At 36.2% G+C, this 17,247-nt stretch carries 16 protein-coding genes; 2 read left to right on the top strand and 14 right to left on the bottom strand.

The genetic code is table 11. The features are described 5' to 3' along the window. Positions 1–151: 151 nt before the first annotated feature. Entirely contained in the window at positions 152–736 is a 585-nt protein-coding gene (locus BCR24_RS06960; protein WP_069639833.1) for a guanylate kinase, read from the bottom strand. 645 nt (positions 737–1,381) lie between these two features. Here BCR24_RS06960 and BCR24_RS06955 point away from each other — a divergent pair. Then, entirely contained in the window at positions 1,382–2,290 is a 909-nt protein-coding gene (locus BCR24_RS06955) for a helix-turn-helix domain-containing protein (protein ID WP_069639832.1), read from the top strand. A 66-nt stretch (positions 2,291–2,356) separates the two neighbouring features. Here BCR24_RS06955 and BCR24_RS06950 read toward each other — a convergent pair whose 3' ends face one another. The 3 genes from BCR24_RS06950 to licT form a co-directional block, all read right to left on the bottom strand. Continuing rightward, a complete protein-coding gene (locus BCR24_RS06950; protein ID WP_069639831.1) occupies positions 2,357–3,805 on the bottom strand; it encodes a glycoside hydrolase family 1 protein in 1,449 nt (482 codons plus the stop codon). Between the two features lie 63 nt (positions 3,806–3,868). Then, positions 3,869–5,758, bottom strand: a complete 1,890-nt coding sequence (locus tag BCR24_RS06945; protein WP_069639830.1) for a beta-glucoside-specific PTS transporter subunit IIABC — start codon at positions 5,756–5,758, stop codon at positions 3,869–3,871. Positions 5,759–5,939: 181 nt separating this feature from the next. Next, positions 5,940–6,782 carry a BglG family transcription antiterminator LicT gene (licT, locus tag BCR24_RS06940; protein WP_069639829.1) on the bottom strand — a complete coding sequence of 281 codons (843 nt, stop codon included), beginning with the start codon at positions 6,780–6,782 and terminating at the stop codon, positions 5,940–5,942. Between the two features lie 427 nt (positions 6,783–7,209). On the opposite strand from licT, the gene BCR24_RS06935 reads away from it, so the two are divergent. Continuing rightward, positions 7,210–7,830, top strand: a complete 621-nt coding sequence (locus BCR24_RS06935) for an FMN-dependent NADH-azoreductase (RefSeq protein WP_069639828.1) — start codon at positions 7,210–7,212, stop codon at positions 7,828–7,830. A 122-nt stretch (positions 7,831–7,952) separates the two neighbouring features. Here BCR24_RS06935 and BCR24_RS06930 read toward each other — a convergent pair whose 3' ends face one another. The 10 genes from BCR24_RS06930 to atpA form a co-directional block, all read right to left on the bottom strand. Continuing rightward, entirely contained in the window at positions 7,953–9,119 is a 1,167-nt protein-coding gene (locus BCR24_RS06930) for an AI-2E family transporter (RefSeq protein WP_069639827.1), read from the bottom strand. A 4-nt stretch (positions 9,120–9,123) separates the two neighbouring features. Then, entirely contained in the window at positions 9,124–9,486 is a 363-nt protein-coding gene (locus BCR24_RS06925) for a PTS glucitol/sorbitol transporter subunit IIA (RefSeq protein ID WP_069639826.1), read from the bottom strand. Positions 9,487–9,651: 165 nt separating this feature from the next. Then, entirely contained in the window at positions 9,652–10,305 is a 654-nt protein-coding gene (locus BCR24_RS06920; RefSeq protein WP_379896685.1) for a 3D domain-containing protein, read from the bottom strand. Positions 10,306–10,664: 359 nt separating this feature from the next. Beyond that, positions 10,665–10,841, bottom strand: a complete 177-nt coding sequence (locus BCR24_RS06915) for a DNA-directed RNA polymerase subunit beta (protein ID WP_069639825.1) — start codon at positions 10,839–10,841, stop codon at positions 10,665–10,667. 14 nt (positions 10,842–10,855) lie between these two features. Next, positions 10,856–12,154: a UDP-N-acetylglucosamine 1-carboxyvinyltransferase gene (murA, locus tag BCR24_RS06910; RefSeq protein WP_069639824.1), complete on the bottom strand. Its 1,299-nt coding sequence runs from the start codon at positions 12,152–12,154 to the stop codon at positions 10,856–10,858. A gap of 106 nt (positions 12,155–12,260) precedes the next feature. Continuing rightward, positions 12,261–12,497: a DUF1146 family protein gene (locus BCR24_RS06905; RefSeq protein WP_069639823.1), complete on the bottom strand. Its 237-nt coding sequence runs from the start codon at positions 12,495–12,497 to the stop codon at positions 12,261–12,263. A 270-nt stretch (positions 12,498–12,767) separates the two neighbouring features. Next, positions 12,768–13,187: a F0F1 ATP synthase subunit epsilon gene (locus tag BCR24_RS06900; RefSeq protein ID WP_069639822.1), complete on the bottom strand. Its 420-nt coding sequence runs from the start codon at positions 13,185–13,187 to the stop codon at positions 12,768–12,770. A gap of 17 nt (positions 13,188–13,204) precedes the next feature. Further along, positions 13,205–14,611 (bottom strand): F0F1 ATP synthase subunit beta, encoded by a 1,407-nt coding sequence (gene atpD, locus BCR24_RS06895; protein WP_069639821.1) that lies wholly within the window; start codon positions 14,609–14,611, stop codon positions 13,205–13,207. 143 nt (positions 14,612–14,754) lie between these two features. Beyond that, positions 14,755–15,675, bottom strand: a complete 921-nt coding sequence (locus tag BCR24_RS06890) for a F0F1 ATP synthase subunit gamma (RefSeq protein ID WP_069639820.1) — start codon at positions 15,673–15,675, stop codon at positions 14,755–14,757. 15 nt (positions 15,676–15,690) lie between these two features. After that, on the bottom strand, positions 15,691–17,247 hold the full coding sequence (gene atpA, locus BCR24_RS06885; protein WP_069639819.1) for a F0F1 ATP synthase subunit alpha: 1,557 nt from the start codon (positions 17,245–17,247) through the stop codon (positions 15,691–15,693).

Here is a 17,247-nt window from a genome sequence, read left to right as displayed (position 1 = left end):
CTGTCATACAAGTGACATTTTTGTAATTGTATGAAAATTCTTAATTTTCCGTATAATTTAATCTATAATAAGAATGTGAGGTGAAAACTAATAATCAGCTTCACCTCACACTTTAAAATAACTTTTCAAATAAAATAGGACCTTGTTCATCTCAGTCTAGTAACAGGTTTCGTGCCATGATAACACTTTTCAGTTCATCGATAACTGTCTCAAAAGGTTGATCCGCATTGATTATACAGTGATTTGGATATGTTATGACCTTTTCTATATTCTGAGCTTCTACATCATACAATGCACTGCGTTCTTTTACCGTCTCATTATCGTCTTCTCTAGTTTGTAATCTCGCTAAGATATTTTTCTTTGAAACTTTAAAAAAAATGGGGATTACTTTATTCCCAAATTGCCTTTCTATCTGTTGAAAGCCGTCTATTGTCAAAACATCATAGGCAAAGTGACTAGTTGTTTTTCGAATCAATTCTTCGATTCCTACACCATATTGATAACCATGATACTGATCATTCTCTGCTAGAGCATCGGTATCGACTAATTTTTTGAATTGTTCTTTCGTTTCAAAATAGTAGTCTATTCCATCTTTCTCTTCTTTTCGGATAGGGCGCGTTGTATGCGAGATCACTTTAAACTCTGCCGGAAAAACTGCCTCTGCAACACTAGTTTTCCCAGAACCACTAGGACCGATGATCACAAAAAAAGGATACTTTAATCTTTTTCGTTTCATTGTATGAACCTCCTGTAAACTGACTATACAACAATGATATGAGTACTTCAATGAAAAAAGTAGACCAGCTCAAATGAAATTTCAAGCTGGTCTACATATTATGTTTCATAAATGACTTGTAAAAATAGACACTATTTTCTTATAGTATACGCTCGTTACTTGCTATTAGAAACCTTATCTAACAGTCAATACTCCATTATTTTGTTTTCACAAGTTTCTTCACTAAAAAATAAATCGATAAAATAGTAAATAATAACTAGCAATTTGTCGTTTTTGTGATATAATTACATAAATGATATTTAATTTAAATATTGTTTATGCATCTTCTGACAGCACTAAACTTCCCCAAGCTTAAATATGTTAGAAGATGCATCTATTTTTTATGGGGCTACAACTATTGCAAATAGCCCAACAGCAACTGCTAGAATCATTTCTTCCCCTCCATTCAACTAATATTAGAAAAGATACTTTCCTATAAATATCTCCTACAAGAAAATTGTAACAAACTATTAGAATTAAATAAATAACTTTTTGCTTTTATTGCATATAGAACAAGAATTTGAATGTTTTTATATAAATAATTAGAATTTAGAAAAAAATTCTTCTTCTTCTTTGCGATATTTGCAAATAAAAGGAGTGTAACACTTGAATATAGGAGAATCACTGCGTTTTTTTAGAAAAAATTTGAATATCACGCAAAAGGAAATGCTAGATAACTATTTAGACCCTTCAACCTATTCTCGAATCGAACATGGCAAACAGGTTATCAAAATAGACGCTCTTGCAGAAGCTTTAAAAAAGTTATCACTCTCTTCAGAAGAATTTTTTGCCCGAGTCCCTTTGGATAAGGAACAAAAAAACTTTCAAGAACTCTTCTATTTTTGTGCTTCTCACATAGATAATCAGGCAAAAAAACAAGAACTGATTCATTACTATAATAAGATTCAATACAAACAGAGAGATTTGAAAGAATTTTCAAATTACATTGTTATAAAATCTTACTTTTCTCAGTTTTGGCCCGAAATCGAGCCGATTTCAGCTCAAGAGAGTCAGCAAGCTGCTAGATATTTGTTAAAAAAAGACTATTATCAGCACTATGATTATGTTCTCATCTGTAATATGATCAGTCTTTTTACTTTTAGCCAACAGGATGCTATCGTTGCTCGAGCTATTCCTATTGCCGATGAAAATCAAAGAGATTATAGTACAAAAAAGTTTGCTTACACAACTATTACAAATTTGATAACAGCTAGAATCTATGAAAAAGACTACAGTGGTGCACAAAAATATATATTTTTTGCAAATAAGCAAGATGTGACAGGGTCAAATTATAATTATCGTATGAATTTACAATATTTACATAATTTACTGCAATATCTATTAACTGGCAATCATCAATATATGGAGCATATTTATGATTTTATACGACTTTTAGAAAATATTGGCGATGGACTTCAGGCAGAAAATTTAAAAAAAGAAATAAAATTTTTGACCTATGATTACTTTCCAGAGATTGATCGAACAGATTACCCTATTGGTCTATTCAAATATTAAAATTGTTTCAAAAGAAGGGCAGTCACTCAGTATGTGAATCTGAGTGATTACCCTTCTTTTTGTTTTCTATTTCAACTCTTTTCCGTTTGTTTCAATAACTTGTTTGTACCAGTTAAATGATTTCTTCTCATAACGATTCATGGTACCTTCACCGTTATCATCTAAATCAACATAGATGAAACCATAACGCTTGCTCATTTCACCAGTTGACGCACTAACTAAGTCAATACAGCCCCATGGCGTATAGCCCATTAAATCAACACCATCTTTAATCGCATCTGACATTGCTTCAATATGACGGCGTAAATAATCGATCCGATAATCATCTTCTACATAAAAGTTTTCATCCACTTTATCGATTGCTCCTAAACCATTTTCAACAATGAATAGTGGCTTTTGGTAACGATCGTATAATTCGTTCAAAGCAATTCTCAACCCTTCAGGATCAATTTGCCAACCCCACTCACTTGCTTCTAAGAATGGATTACGAACACCACCTAATAAGTTTCCAACTACTGTATCCTCTTCTTCTGCTGTTTCGTTGACAGCAGAAGACATATAATAACTAAAACCAATATAATCTACTGCATATTTTCTCATTAATTCTAAATCGTCTGCACCCATTTCTAATTCAGATACACCATATTTATCAAACATGCGTTGTTGATATGCTGGATATTCACCGCGAACTTGCGCATCTGTACAGTAGAAATTAAATTCTTGATTTTGAGCTAATGTTGCCATTTGATTGACAGGATTTGCGTCAATACTATATGTTGTTGCATAAATGATCATACAGCCAATTTGCATATCAGGGTTGATTTCATGCCCGATTTTCACAGCTTTTGCACTTGCGACAAATTGATTATGCCATGCTTGGAAAACATTTTGATAATCGCCCGCACCAGTTGCTTTGACCATGCCTTGGCTCAACGCAGGAAAATGGAATGCTGAATTTATTTCATTGAAAGTCATCCAATATTTCACTTTTTTTCCATAACGCGTTAAAACAACAGTTGCATAATTTTCGAAGAAATCAATCATTTTACGATTCTTCCAGCCGCCATATTCTTTAGCTAAATGTAACGGCATTTCATAGTGAGAAATTGTAATAACAGGTTCGATTCCGTGTTTTAAACATTCATCAATGACTTGGTCATAAAATTTCAACCCAGCTTCATTTGGTGTTGCTTCATCACCTTTTGGAAAAATTCTTGCCCACGCAAGTGAAAAACGATAACACTTGAAACCCATTTTTGCGAATAATGCAATATCTTCTTTAAAACGGTGATAATGATCGATCCCACGATGGTTAGGATAAATAAATTTGTCTTCATCGATTTCCCAATTAAACGTATCACTACCTAAAATTTGAAAACGTTGTTTGCCGCCCGGCATTGCATCCGCTACTGACAAACCTTTACCGTCTGAACGGTAGGCTCCTTCTAATTGGTTAGCAGCTGTTGCGCCTCCCCATAAAAAACCGTCTGGAAATACTGTTGTTTTATTTGACATACTCGTTCCTCCTATTTAAAAATATTGTAAATTTATTAGGTCTTTACTAAATTATCTATTCAATTAACGCACGATCGCAAGAAAATCTTCTCCATGTAATACATCTGTTTGATCCATATCCAAGACATCTAAATAATCCCCACTATTTGTAACAACAATAGGAGTAACGATTGGATGACCAGCCGCTTTAATTTTTTCAATATCAAACTTAACAAGTAAATCGCCTTGTTTTATTTGATCTCCTTGCTTCACAAGGATCTCAAATCCATCGCCATCCATCTCAACCGTATCCATACCGATATGCATCAACACTTCTGCACCATCTTCTGTTGTGATACCAACGGCATGGCCTGTTGGAAATAATGTTGTGATTTCACCATTAGCTGGCGCATAAAGTTCACCTACTGTTGGTTCGATTGCGATGCCCTTACCTAATGCACCAGATGAAAAGACTTGATCTTCCACTTTATCTAACGCAACGATCGTACCTGTAAGTGGGCTTATTAAAACAATTTTATCATTTTTATTGCTATTTTGCGCTTCTGAGTTCGTATTTGTATTTTTTGTAGTCACTTCACTACCTGCTTCTGGTTTATCTTCAAATTTCAAAATGAATGTTAAGACAAATGCAATGACAAACGCAATCGCTGTTCCGATGACTGCTGCAACCAATCCAGAAGTATCTTTTGTGTCTTGTGGAATAAAACCTGGTAAACTTAACAAACTGATTAAACCAAAGACATAGTTTTGAACGTGACTGAAACCGATGAATGCTCCACCGACAGCTCCACCGATACAAGCTGCAATAAATGGTTTTTTAAGTGGTAATGTCACGCCATATACCGTTGGCTCTGTAATCCCAAATACTGAAGTCATCGCAGAAGATAAAGCCAAACCTTTTAGTTTTACATTTTTTGTCATGAAGAAAACTGCTAACGCTGCACCACCTTGAGCTAATACAGCTGGTAATAACATTGGTGCCATTGTATCTACGCCACCACCTGCTTGAGAAAGGTTTAACATCATGATCGGCACAAAGCCCCAATGCATCCCAAACATAACGAATACTTGCCATAAACCACCCATCACAGCACCTGCAATAATTGGGCTAAAGCCATAAATTCCATTGTAGCCTTTACCTAACAAATCACCTAGAATTGTACCGATAGGCCCAATGGCTATAAAAGTAACTGGTGCCATTACAAGAAAAACAGCTAAAGGAACACAGATAATTTGCAAGAATGTTGGAATAACTTTCTTGAAGAAACGTTCTACATAGCTTTGCACATATACTGCTAAAATAATTGGAATAACAGATGATGTATATGCACTTGCACCAATGATCACTGGAATTCCTGCAAAGCTTAACTGCTGACCAGCTAAAGCAGTGATACTAGGATGAACAAGTGCCATTGCTAAACAGACTGCCAAAAATTGATTTGTTTTGAATTTTTTTGCCGCAGTAAACGCCAATAGAATCGGTAGGAAGGTGAATATACCATCTGCTATTGCAAACAGCACAACATAGACACCTGATTCAACCGTTAGCCAGTTTAATGTAACTGCCAATGTTAAAAATCCTTTTAAAACCCCAGCTCCTGCCATCGCACCTAAGAACGGTGTAAAGATAGAAGAAATAATATCAATCAATTGATTAAAAATGTTCCCTTTAGGACCTTCATCTTTTTGTGAATCATCGTCTCCTAGACCACTATGTGCCATTAATTCTTTATACACATCACTAACATGACTGCCGATCACGACTTGGTATTGACCGCCGCTTTGAACGACTTGAATTACATCTGGATCTTGGTTAAGCTTATCAGTAGCCGCTTTTCCCTCATCTTTCAATTTAAAACGTAAACGTGTTGCACAATGAACAACACTATTCACATTGCCTTCTCCGCCAACTAGCGTTAAGACGCGCTCTGCTATTTCTTGATTTTTGCTCATTTTATAAGCCTCTTTTCTTTAATTTTTTATATAAAAAAACCTAAACTGAAAAAACAATGATTTTACTATACTTAAAAAAACTAAATATAGATGAATCGTTTGTTTTTTCAATCTAGGTTTTGCCTGCTAAACAGTAACAATCCGCTTCGATTGAAAGTTAAATTTTTTAATAAAATAAATGCTACGCTTTTTTATCTCCAGCTACTCGCTGGATATGAATGGTCAAATAAATTTGTTCAGCCTTATCGATTGGCTTTTGATATTTCTTGACTAGATAATCATTGATTCTTTGAACGGACTGAAATGCTTTCGGATACTTGCTTTGAATCAACTCATAAAGAAAATCATCTTCCTCATCGTGCGCTTCATTTTGCAAATAACGTTGCGCAAAATATTGCAAGTGTGTAACGATTCTTTGATAATTCAAGGAATCTTCATCAAAGGGTTTCCCAAAATAGCGACTGATGATCGTTAAAATATCTCGAACCATTTCGGTTGCGGACATTGTGACTTCCATGTTTCCGTTTGCTTGCTCACTATTTACGATGTGAAATGCAATAAATCCTGCTTCACTTTCAGAAAAATCAATATTTAATTTTTCTTTGATTAGTTGTACACCTTTGCGAGCTATGGCGAATTCTTTTGGATAAAACTTTTTTGTTTCAAACATCAAGGGATTGGGCATCTCGAGACCTTCTTTTGCTCTCATGATGGCATAATGTACGTGATCCGTTAATGTTAGGTAGATATTGGATGACAGTTCGATCCCTAACTCTTCTTCCGCTATATCCACGATTTTTTTAACGATTTCTACTTCTTCTAATGGAATATCTGCAAATAATTGCTGAAACTGTCCAGAAGTGATGGAATCTTTAAGAACAAATTCCTTTTCAATAAAAGTTGGGTCAATAACGTCACCAATTTTTTTCTGAAATGCTAGTCCTCGACCCATGCAGACAATTTCTTCACCTGATTCATTTTTTGTCATGACGACATTGTTGTTTAAAATTTTTTCGATATTCATGATGAACCTCACTTTTACAAATACAAATGAAAAAAACCTAGAATCCGCCCAAATAAGTTACTATGGAAGATTCAGGTTTTGCCTGCCGAACAGTAACAATCCTTATTACATGCACAGCATAACATTATTTCCATTCATTTGCAACCCTTTACAAAGAAACAATAAAAAAATTTTTTTAACTCTCATTTGCAAAGCCCGATTGCAAACAAATAGCACTAAAAATGAACCTTATCAGCTATTAGTTCTCTAAAGTTTCATCATCATAATGGTGGAATGTACTTTTCAAATAATTAGCTTTCATTCCTATTTATGAAAAGAACGTTTTTTTCAGATAATTTACACAAAAACATTGCTTTTCTTACTTTTTATTAGTAAAATAGTTTTTGTTTAGAAATAATGATACTTATGTATTCAAAGGAGATTTTATATGTCAAAATTACTTGTTGTGAAAGCACACCCACTTACTAAAGAAGAATCTCGTTCTGTCCGAGCATTGGAAACTTTTTTAGCTAGTTATCAAGCTCAAAATCCAACTGACGAAATCGATGTTCTTGATGTTTATGCTGATTCTGTCCCAGAAATCGACGAAGAATTGCTTTCTGGTTGGGGTGCATTACGCACTGGTACTGAATTTACTGCATTAAATGAGAGCCAACAAACAAAAGTGGCACGTTTCAACGAACTAACCGACCAATTCTTAGGCGCTGACAAAGTGGTTATTGCCAATGCTTTATGGAATTTAAATGTACCAACTCGCTTAAAAGCTTGGGTGGATACAATCAACGTCGCTGGTAAAACCTTTAAATATACCGATGAAGGACCTAAACCTTTAACTAACGGTAAAAAAGCTTTGCACATTCAATCAAATGGCGGCTTTTATGAAGGGCAAGATTTCGCTTCTCAATACGTAAAAGGGATTTTAAACTTTATCGGTGTTGAAAAAGTGGAGCAATTATTTATTGAGGGAATCGATCATCATCCCGAAAAAGCAGAAGAATTATTAGGTGCTGCAATGGATCAAGCAACTACATTAGGAAAAACGTTTTAAGCTTAAAGAGAGGCTGGGACAGAAGCTTATTTCCGAAGGGATTGCTTCTGCTCCCACCGTTTATTCGCATTTAGGGTGTGATACAAAAGTGATTTTTACTTTTGTATCACACCCTCTTTTTATTATTCGATATTTTTGAATTCTTCCTCTTCATGATACAAACTCGAAACATCTTTATACCATTCGAATACATGGGTAATGATGACCTTAGCAGCAGCGTAGACAGGTATTCCTAAAATAACACCCACTACTCCAAATAGCTTTCCAGACGTCAACAAGACCACTAAAATCGTCACTGGATGGATATCTAGCTGACTCCCTAAGACAAGAGGTGAAATCACTCGCCCTTCAATTGTCTGCTCAATCACAAAAACCACTAAGACTTTTACAAGTAAGATCGGACCTCCAACGATTCCTAGAAAGATAGCGGGTACCATCGCTAAGAATGAACCTAGATAAGGAATCAAATTCAGAAAACCTGCAGTGATCCCTAAAGTGATCGCATAATCCAACCCAATAAATGAAAATCCTATGATAAACATGACTGCTACAGCAAAAGCAACGGTCAGCTGACCTCGAATATAAGAAGAAACTTGAGAATTAACTTCTCCTAATACTTTCAATGTAGGTTGACGCATTTTATTAGGTAAAAACTTCATTAAATAGGGCGCTAATTGTTTTCCATCTTTTAAAAGATAAAATAGAATGAATGGCATTGTAATAATCGCCACAACAATTGTGGCAACTGCTCCAACAAAGCTACCCAAACCTTGAACAGTAAATGTAGAAATATTGCGGATAATATCTCCTAAAGAACTGATTAGCTTATCTCCCATATCTTCTAACTGCGTACGAAATTGTGCAAAGAAAGGATCACCTAAAATCTCTTGCATCTTTTGATCGATCGTATCGATATATTGAGGAAAATGATTGCCAAAGCTAATCGTCTGTTCCTGAATTTTAGGAACGATTACGACAAGCCCCCAAATGATCAACGCCACAACAATAATAAATAAACCAATAATACTCCAAATACGTGGAATTTTTTTCTTTTCCAAATAATCAACAACAGGATTCATTAAATAATATAATATTCCAGCCATGATCAGTGGCAGGCCAACAACACCAATAAACTGCCAGACTGGTTTAAATAAATACGAAACCTTTGTAAAAACTAATAAAATCAATAATATCAACAATACGATCAACAGTGCAGTGACGACCTGGTTATTTAAAAACCAGCGCCAAAACCATGAAAATCGCTTGTCTTTTTCTCTCTCTTGTCCCACTCAATCACACTCCAAGCGTTCTATACTCTATTATTGTTCCAACATTAATGGTTGGAAGCTTGCTTGGCGCAAGATATAAACCGTTAACAATTGCATCTTCTTTTGGCACCTCAGAAAAAACCAATGTTACATGGGCAATACTGTTTAAGTTTTTATTTGCAAAAGGTCCAACATATTGGATTGTATATTCTTGTTCATCGATCTTTAATAGATCGCCTGTTTTCATTTCTAAAGATTGTGACTCTTCAAATTTTTGAATCACCGAATACTCTTTTAAACTATCTGTGGCATTTTCACCAAAAAGTATGATGATTGGTTCTTTTTCATCCAGCGCTCGAACACCAATTTCAGTAACTACAGCTTTCATAATAACTATCGCTCCTCTTCCAATTAATCAATCTTTATTATAACATATAACCTTTTTTCTTATTCAATAAATTAAGCTCGATTGAACACAAAAAAGACAAACAAGGATTTAAATACCTCATTTGTCGTTTTCATGATCAATTTGTTGTTTAAACGCATTAAACAATTATGATATAATCGTTACTTCTACTTGTCTTCTGCCCCAATCAATGCATTGTGAAACATCAGAGAAATGAAGATCGATAATATTGCCTTTGATTGCCCCACCTGTATCACTAGCAATAGCCTCTCCGTAACCTTCAACATATAATTTTGTACCTAAGGGAATTACACTTGGATCAACAGCAATTGCCATTGGATCTATTCTTAAGTCTTGACCCATCGCTGTTAGATTCCCTCCACCAATAAAACCTTCGTTACAAGAGTATGCTGTAGCTTCCATCATCATTTTTGCTCCTGATGGTTCTTTATTTTCAGTTTTTTGCTTTTCTAATGCTACTTGGCTGTCCACCGCTTCTAATTTTTGTTTTTCAGCTATTTTCTTCTTTTCAGCTTCAATCCTAGCTTTTTTAACGCTCTCTTGTTCCATTTTTTCTTTATATAAAATATCACTTTTCACAAGTTGAAATGCCTGTCCTTCTGTCAAAGAATGAATCATCGAACGAGATAGATTTTTTGCTGATTGTTCTGATACAACTGGGTAACTAGTTAAACTTTTTATTTCACTATCTTTATTTTCAGTTGCATAGACAGGAATTACTGATCCTGTAATAAAACAACTCATAATAATTAAAATAGGTAACCATCTTTGCTTAATCAAAAAATTTCCTCCTCAAATACATACGAAAGCTATCATAGCATGTCCGGCAAAGGTGATGGTTACTATTTAATTAAGGCTAAGTTACAGGATAGTAAATAACGCTTTCAATGCGTTATATTAGAAATATTTTATTTATAGAAGCCCTCTATCCCAGGCTTTATTTCTTTATTATTAGAATGTTAAAAAAAATAAATCTTTTTAATTTGTTATTTTAAGGCAATTAAATACTATTATAAACGCTGAAATCTATGTATATTACGGAAACTTTACAAAAAATGATTACTTTAATAAGAAACGATTGTTATTTAACGATAAAAAAACAACTCTAACTATTTTCAGTTAGAGTTATCTATTAACTTCTATTTAAAAAAGTCTAGGATATGAGTCCAAATTTCTTCTTTGAACACATCTTTTGGATTTCCTCCACCAATCACTCCGTAACCGATCATCGTGCCGGCAACAAATAAAATGATCACTAAGGCTATCACTACTAAAACTTTCAACAAAGTCACTATAATATAGCGTGTCGAACTCATATCTATTTCCCCTTTTAATTAACAGTAGACATTTTCTTTTCTACAATTTTTTCGTCATTTACTCGTTCCACTTTGGCTCCTAATTTTTGAAGCTTTTCATGGAATTTATAGTAACCACGATCCAAATATTCTAAATGCGATACACGAGTGATGCCATTTGCTTTTAGACCTACTAAGATCAATGCAGCAGCAGCACGTAGATCTGTTGCTTCTACAGCAGCCCCTTGTAGTGATTGGCCGCCATTGATGATTGCAACATTTCCATCGATTTTCACGTCAGCATTCATCCGTTGCATTTCTTCTAAATGTTGGAAACGATTTTCAAAAACAGTCTCAGTTACGACGCTTGATCCATCTGCTACCATTTGCATCGCAGTCATTTGCGCTTGCATATCCGTTGGGAAGCCAGGATGAGGCAACGTCTTGATATCTGTTGGTTTGATCACTTTAGGACCAATAACGCGTAAACCGCCTCTTTCTTCACGAATAACCGCACCCATCTCAGTTAATTTGGAGATAAGCGGACGATTATGCTCTGGAATTGCTTCTTCAATTAAAACATCGCCTTCAGTCATTGCAGCTGCAACCATGAAGGTGCCTGCTTCGATACGGTCTTGGACAATTGAATGTTCGACAGCATGTAGTTGATTCACACCTTCGATACGCATCATTTCAGTTCCTGCACCAACGATTTTAGCACCCATCTTGTTCAATACATTCGCTAAGTCAACGATTTCAGGTTCTCTGGCTACATTCTCAATGATTGTCATGCCTTTGGCTTTAACAGCTGCCATCATGATATTTTGAGTTGCACCTACGCTTGGGAAATCCAAATAAATCGTATTACCGATCAACTCGTCGGCAATGGCTTCGATATAGCCATTTTTTTGGATGATCTTAGCACCTAACGCTTGAAATCCTTTTAAGTGTAAATCAATCGGTCGTTTACCAATTGCACACCCACCAGGCATCGCAACTTTCGCATGACCGTTACGCGCTAATAATGGCCCCATTACAACAATTGACGCTCTCATTTGACTCACATATTCGTAATTGGCTTCGATGCCTAGAGGTTTAGTAGCATCTATTATAACTTGATTTTCTTGTTCATTAAATTCAATATCTACATTTAAGTGTCTGATAACTTGGTTCATTGTAAACACATCCGAAAGAATTGGTACATTATTTAATGTTGTTGTTCCTTCTTCCGCTAATAAGGTCGCTGCTAAAATTGGCAATACTGCATTTTTAGCTCCTTCGATTTTCACAGTTCCTTTTAATTGGTTACCACCATGAACAATAATCTGTTCCATTTTGTTCCCCCCAAAAAAGTTAGAATTGGATGCTTTGATCCAAAATCTTTTCTATTATACCATTATTTACCAACAATTAGTATCTTTTCTTTTTATTTGTCCATTTTTATGGAAAAAACACAATAAATAAATTACGGCATAACGCGAGAAACTCTAAGAAAAATGAGCTGACAGTATAGCCGATAACGATTGAAAATAACACGATCAGTAAACGTACTTGAGAGGTTTGGTGCGCTCTAAAAAACTGTTCAATTCTGATAGACTGCATCGCCCAAAAACTCACATAAATAAACATCATATGGCAGATGATTCGAATCACTGCATCAAGACCAAAAAATTGCATAACTTTCTCCTTAATTTAAAAGCTGAATGAGCTCGTTTAATCTCAACTGAAAAAAGAAAATCAGTCGGTGATGCTTTTTATCTTACAGATTTTTTCTTTTTCGAGAGATTATCCCGTAAAGCTTCGGTACATGATATAGATTAGTTTAGCACAAATAAATTAAAAGCCAAAATAAAGATTCTTAATTCTTAACAAAAGAATAGATATATGTATTTTATTAGTAAAAAAACGAACTGAGACAACTAACTTGTCTCAGCCGCTCTTACTATGTTACGTATGTTTTGACACATTGATTCGATTGATCGCACGATGAAGGGCAACTGTTGCACGGCGTAATTCATCTGTATTTGCATGTTCTTTGGCTTTTTCGATCATCCGTTCAGCACGTTGTTTTGCACGTTCTGCGCGACTGACATCAATATCTCTTTCACGTTCAGCACTATCAGCAATAATTGAAACAACATTGTCTCGGACTTCCATAATACCACCATTGACAGCGATCCAATCCACGTGTGTATCTGAATCTGTTCTTTTTACGCGAACCTCATCGATCGCTAATGGAACGATAATCGGTGCATGTTTCGGTAAAATACCGATTTCGCCATCCGTTGTTTTTGCAACGACGATCATTGCGCGATGGTCATAAACCAAACCATTTGGAGTCACCACATTGACAGTTAAACAATCCATTTCTGTGTCGCCTCCTTTTAGTAGTTCAACGTTTTAGCTTTTTCAATAACGTCTTCGATTCTACCAACACTACGGAACGCTTCTTCCGGTAAGTCATCATATTTTCCGTCAAGAATTTCTCTAAAGCCTTTAACTGTATCGGCAACTGGAACGTACGAACCTGGTTGTCCTGTAAATTGTTCTGCTACATTAAAGTTTTGAGATAAGAAGAACTGAATACGACGGGCACGACCAACCAAGATTTTTTCTTGATCAGATAACTCATCCATTCCTAAAATTGCAATGATATCTTGTAACTCACGGTAACGTTGCAATACGTGTTGTACTTCTGTTGCTACAGCATAATGTTCATCTCCGACAACTTCAGGCGCTAAAGCACTAGAAGAGGAAGCTAATGGATCAACAGCTGGATAAATACCCATTTCAGTTAAACGACGTTCTAAGTTGGTCGTTGCATCTAAATGGGCGAATGCTGTTGCAGGCGCTGGGTCAGTATAGTCATCGGCCGGTACATAGATTGCTTGAATTGATGTAATCGAGCCTTTTTTAGTAGAAGTGATACGTTCTTGTAATTGACCCATTTCAGTGGCAAGAGTTGGTTGATAACCAACCGCTGAAGGCATCCGACCTAATAAGGCAGAAACTTCTGATCCAGCTTGTGTGAAGCGGAAAATATTATCAATAAATAATAACACATCTTGACCTTCAACATCACGAAAATACTCCGCAATTGTCAAACCAGTCAATGCTACACGCATTCGCGCACCTGGGGGTTCATTCATTTGGCCGAAAACCATAGCTGTTTTTTCGATAACGCCAGAGTCTTTCATTTCAAAATAAAGATCGTTCCCTTCACGCGTTCGTTCACCAACACCAGTAAATACAGAAATGCCGCCATGTTCTTGGGCAATATTATGAATCAATTCTTGGATTAAAACGGTTTTACCGACACCGGCACCACCGAATAGTCCAACTTTACCCCCTTTTAAATAAGGGGCTAATAAGTCAATCACTTTGATCCCTGTTTCTAAAATTTCATTACTTGTACTTAAATCGGCAAAATCAGGGGCTTTTTTATGAATACCGCTACGTATTGCATCTTCTGGGAAAGGTTCTTCCAAGTCGATGGTATCGCCCAAAACATTGAATACACGACCCAATGTTTCTTTCCCAACAGGAACAGAAATTGGTTTTCCAGTATCAATAACTTCCATTCCGCGTTGCAGGCCATCTGTAGATTCCATTGCGATCGAACGGATAACACCGTCTCCTAATTCTAATGCTACTTCTAAAACGACTTTTTGTTTTTTTTCGCCATTTTTATAAACGACTAATGCATTATTTATATCTGGTAAGGATTGATCTAGTGAAAATTCCACGTCAACAACGGGACCGATTACTTCAACAATCTTTCCTGAACTCATATTTCTTTCCTCCGTTTCGTTTGAAGAGGTCATAAAACTATCGAAGGCTCGACAGTTTTATACCCTAACGAGGTCGTGATAAAACCTGTCTTCTTTAGTACTTAGTAAAAATCTTGAGCATTCTCAGCCCGCTTCTTTGATGATTACTCTAGTGCAGCTGCACCAGCCACAATTTCAGTAATTTCTTGGGTAATGGCTCCCTGACGAGCGCGATTATATGAAATCGTCAAATCACTAATAATGTTTTGCGCATTGTCAGTGGCTGTTTTCATTGCTGTCATTCCTGCTGCATGTTCAGCCGTCTTGGCATCGATGATTGCCCCGTAAATCAAACTTTCAGCATATTGAGGTAATAAATTATCTAAGATTGCTTCTTCTGACGGTTCTAAGATATATTCTTGCTCATAAGTTGTTGCTTCATCAGGATCTAAATCCGAGATTGGCAACATTTTTTCGACACGAAATTGACTTGTTAACGAATTGATATGATGATTATAACAAACATATAACTCGTCAAAGACTTCGTTTTCATACATTGTCGTTGCAGTAGAAACAATTTTTCTTACTTCATCAAAGCTAGGTTGATCAGTCAGGCCACGCAACTCATACGCAACATTGATACCACGCGCTTTAAAGAAGTCAGCTCCAGTTCCGCCAATTGCGATCAACACATATTCCTCTTGAGATTCGTGATCATCTGACATCATTTTCATAGTTTGTTTTAAAATTGAACTGTTGTATCCGCCAACTAACCCTTTATCAGAGGTTATTACGATATACCCTGTTTTTTTTACTGGTCGTGATGTCAGCATCATATGATAATTACCAGTTTCTGATGCTTCTTGACTATCATAAGAATCTAGTTCTGCTAGATCGCTTAATTGAGCTGCAACAAGATGCGTAACGATAGAACGGATTTTTGATGCATATTCTTGAAAGCTTCTAGAAGCAGTTTCTGATTTTGTCAGTTTAGCACCCGAAACCATTTGCATAGCATTGGTGATTTGACTGGTTTTTTTCGTTGAAGCAATGCGTTGTTTGATTTCATTTAATGAAGCACCCAATTCTTGTCACCTCTCTTACGCATTTTGAATTGATTCAAGTGTGTCTTTAGCTGTCAATCCTTCTGAATTAGCAGCATCAAAAATTTCTTTAAATTCTTTGATTGCAGCATCTAGATCTTCTGATTTTGGCAAGTCTTTCGTTGTCCGGATCGTTTCAAATAATTCTGGATGTTTGCCATCTAAAAAATCGAATAATTCTGATTCGAAATCTAGGATTTTTGCTACACTGATACTATCTAAAAATCCATGCGTCAATGCATATAAAATAACAACTTGTTTTTCAACAGCTAGTGGTGCATGTAATTTTTGTTTTAGAATTTCAACGGTACGACGGCCACGATTTAATTTTGCTTGTGTTGCCGCATCTAAATCAGAACCAAACTGAGTGAAGGCTTCTAATTCGCGGTAACTTGCTAAATCTAAACGAAGGGTACCCGCAACTTTTTTCATTGCTTTGATTTGTGCTGAGCCACCAACACGTGATACAGAAAGACCGGCATCAACGGCTGGACGAGTGCCCGCATAGAACAAATCACTTTCTAAGAAGATTTGGCCATCTGTGATTGAAATAACGTTTGTTGGGATATAGGCAGAAATGTCTCCTGCTTGCGTTTCAACAAATGGTAAGGCAGTCATTGAACCGCCGCCTAATTCATCACTTAATTTTGCCGCACGTTCTAATAAGCGTGAGTGTAGATAGAACACATCACCTGGGTATGCTTCCCGACCTGGAGGACGGCGCAATAATAATGAAAGTTCACGATAAGCAACGGCTTGTTTTGATAAGTCATCAAAGATGATCAAAACGTGCTTGCCGTTATACATGAATTCTTCTCCCATCGCAGCTCCTGCATAAGGCGCAATATAAAGTAATGGCGCTGGTTGAGAGGCTCCTGCATTCACAATAATCGTATAATCAAGTGCACCATAGGCTCTCAATGTTTCAACTTGGTTACGAACAGTTGATTCTTTTTGACCGATCGCAACATAGATACAAATGACATCTTGCCCTTTTTGGTTGATGATCGTATCAATAGCAATTGATGTTTTACCTGTTTTACGGTCACCAATGACTAGTTCACGTTGGCCACGACCGATTGGTACAAGTGCATCAATTGCTTTAAGACCAGTCTGCATCGGTTGATCCACTGATTTTCTTTGCATAACACCTGGTGCTGCTGCTTCTACTGGACGTGTTTTATCTGTTTTGATTTCGCCTAAGCCATCAATTGGTTGACCTAATGGATTAACGACGCGTCCGATCAATGCTTCACCAACAGGAACTTCCATGATTTTACCAGTACGTTTTACTTTGTCGCCTTCTCGAATAGTTTCAAAATCCCCTAGAATGATAATACCGACATCATTGGTTTCTAAATTTTGCGCCATTCCATATGAGCCATTAGAAAATTCAAGTAATTCTCCGCTCATTGCGTTTTCTAATCCATGGGCACGAGCGATTCCATCCCCAACATATGTGACAGTCCCAATTTCTTCGACTGCTAATTCTTGTTGATAATTTTTGATTTGTTCCTTAATCAAGGCACTGATTTCTTCTGCTTTGATAGCCAT

It is taken from the genome of Enterococcus ureilyticus (genome assembly GCF_001730315.1).
Classification (GTDB): domain Bacteria; phylum Bacillota; class Bacilli; order Lactobacillales; family Enterococcaceae; genus Enterococcus_L; species Enterococcus_L ureilyticus.
The sequence above is the reverse complement of the archived record's forward strand: the minus strand, read 5'-3'. Positions and strand labels throughout refer to the sequence as shown.

Excerpts from the sequence above, each read along its gene's own strand:
- BCR24_RS06960 (WP_069639833.1), bottom strand. The coding sequence starts at position 736 with ATGAAACGAAAAAGATTAAAGTATCCTTTTTTTGTGATCATCGGTCCT.
- BCR24_RS06950 (WP_069639831.1), bottom strand. The coding sequence starts at position 3,805 with ATGTCAAATAAAACAACAGTATTTCCAGACGGTTTTTTATGGGGAGGC.
- BCR24_RS06945 (WP_069639830.1), bottom strand. The coding sequence starts at position 5,758 with ATGAGCAAAAATCAAGAAATAGCAGAGCGCGTCTTAACGCTAGTTGGC.
- licT (WP_069639829.1), bottom strand. The coding sequence starts at position 6,782 with ATGAATATCGAAAAAATTTTAAACAACAATGTCGTCATGACAAAAAAT.
- BCR24_RS06935 (WP_069639828.1), top strand. The coding sequence starts at position 7,210 with ATGTCAAAATTACTTGTTGTGAAAGCACACCCACTTACTAAAGAAGAA.
- BCR24_RS06925 (WP_069639826.1), bottom strand. The coding sequence starts at position 9,486 with ATGAAAGCTGTAGTTACTGAAATTGGTGTTCGAGCGCTGGATGAAAAA.
- BCR24_RS06915 (WP_069639825.1), bottom strand. The coding sequence starts at position 10,841 with ATGAGTTCGACACGCTATATTATAGTGACTTTGTTGAAAGTTTTAGTA.
- murA (WP_069639824.1), bottom strand. The coding sequence starts at position 12,154 with ATGGAACAGATTATTGTTCATGGTGGTAACCAATTAAAAGGAACTGTG.
- BCR24_RS06905 (WP_069639823.1), bottom strand. The coding sequence starts at position 12,497 with ATGCAATTTTTTGGTCTTGATGCAGTGATTCGAATCATCTGCCATATG.
- BCR24_RS06900 (WP_069639822.1), bottom strand. The coding sequence starts at position 13,187 with ATGGATTGTTTAACTGTCAATGTGGTGACTCCAAATGGTTTGGTTTAT.
- atpD (WP_069639821.1), bottom strand. The coding sequence starts at position 14,611 with ATGAGTTCAGGAAAGATTGTTGAAGTAATCGGTCCCGTTGTTGACGTG.
- atpA (WP_069639819.1), bottom strand. The coding sequence starts at position 17,247 with ATGGCTATCAAAGCAGAAGAAATCAGTGCCTTGATTAAGGAACAAATC.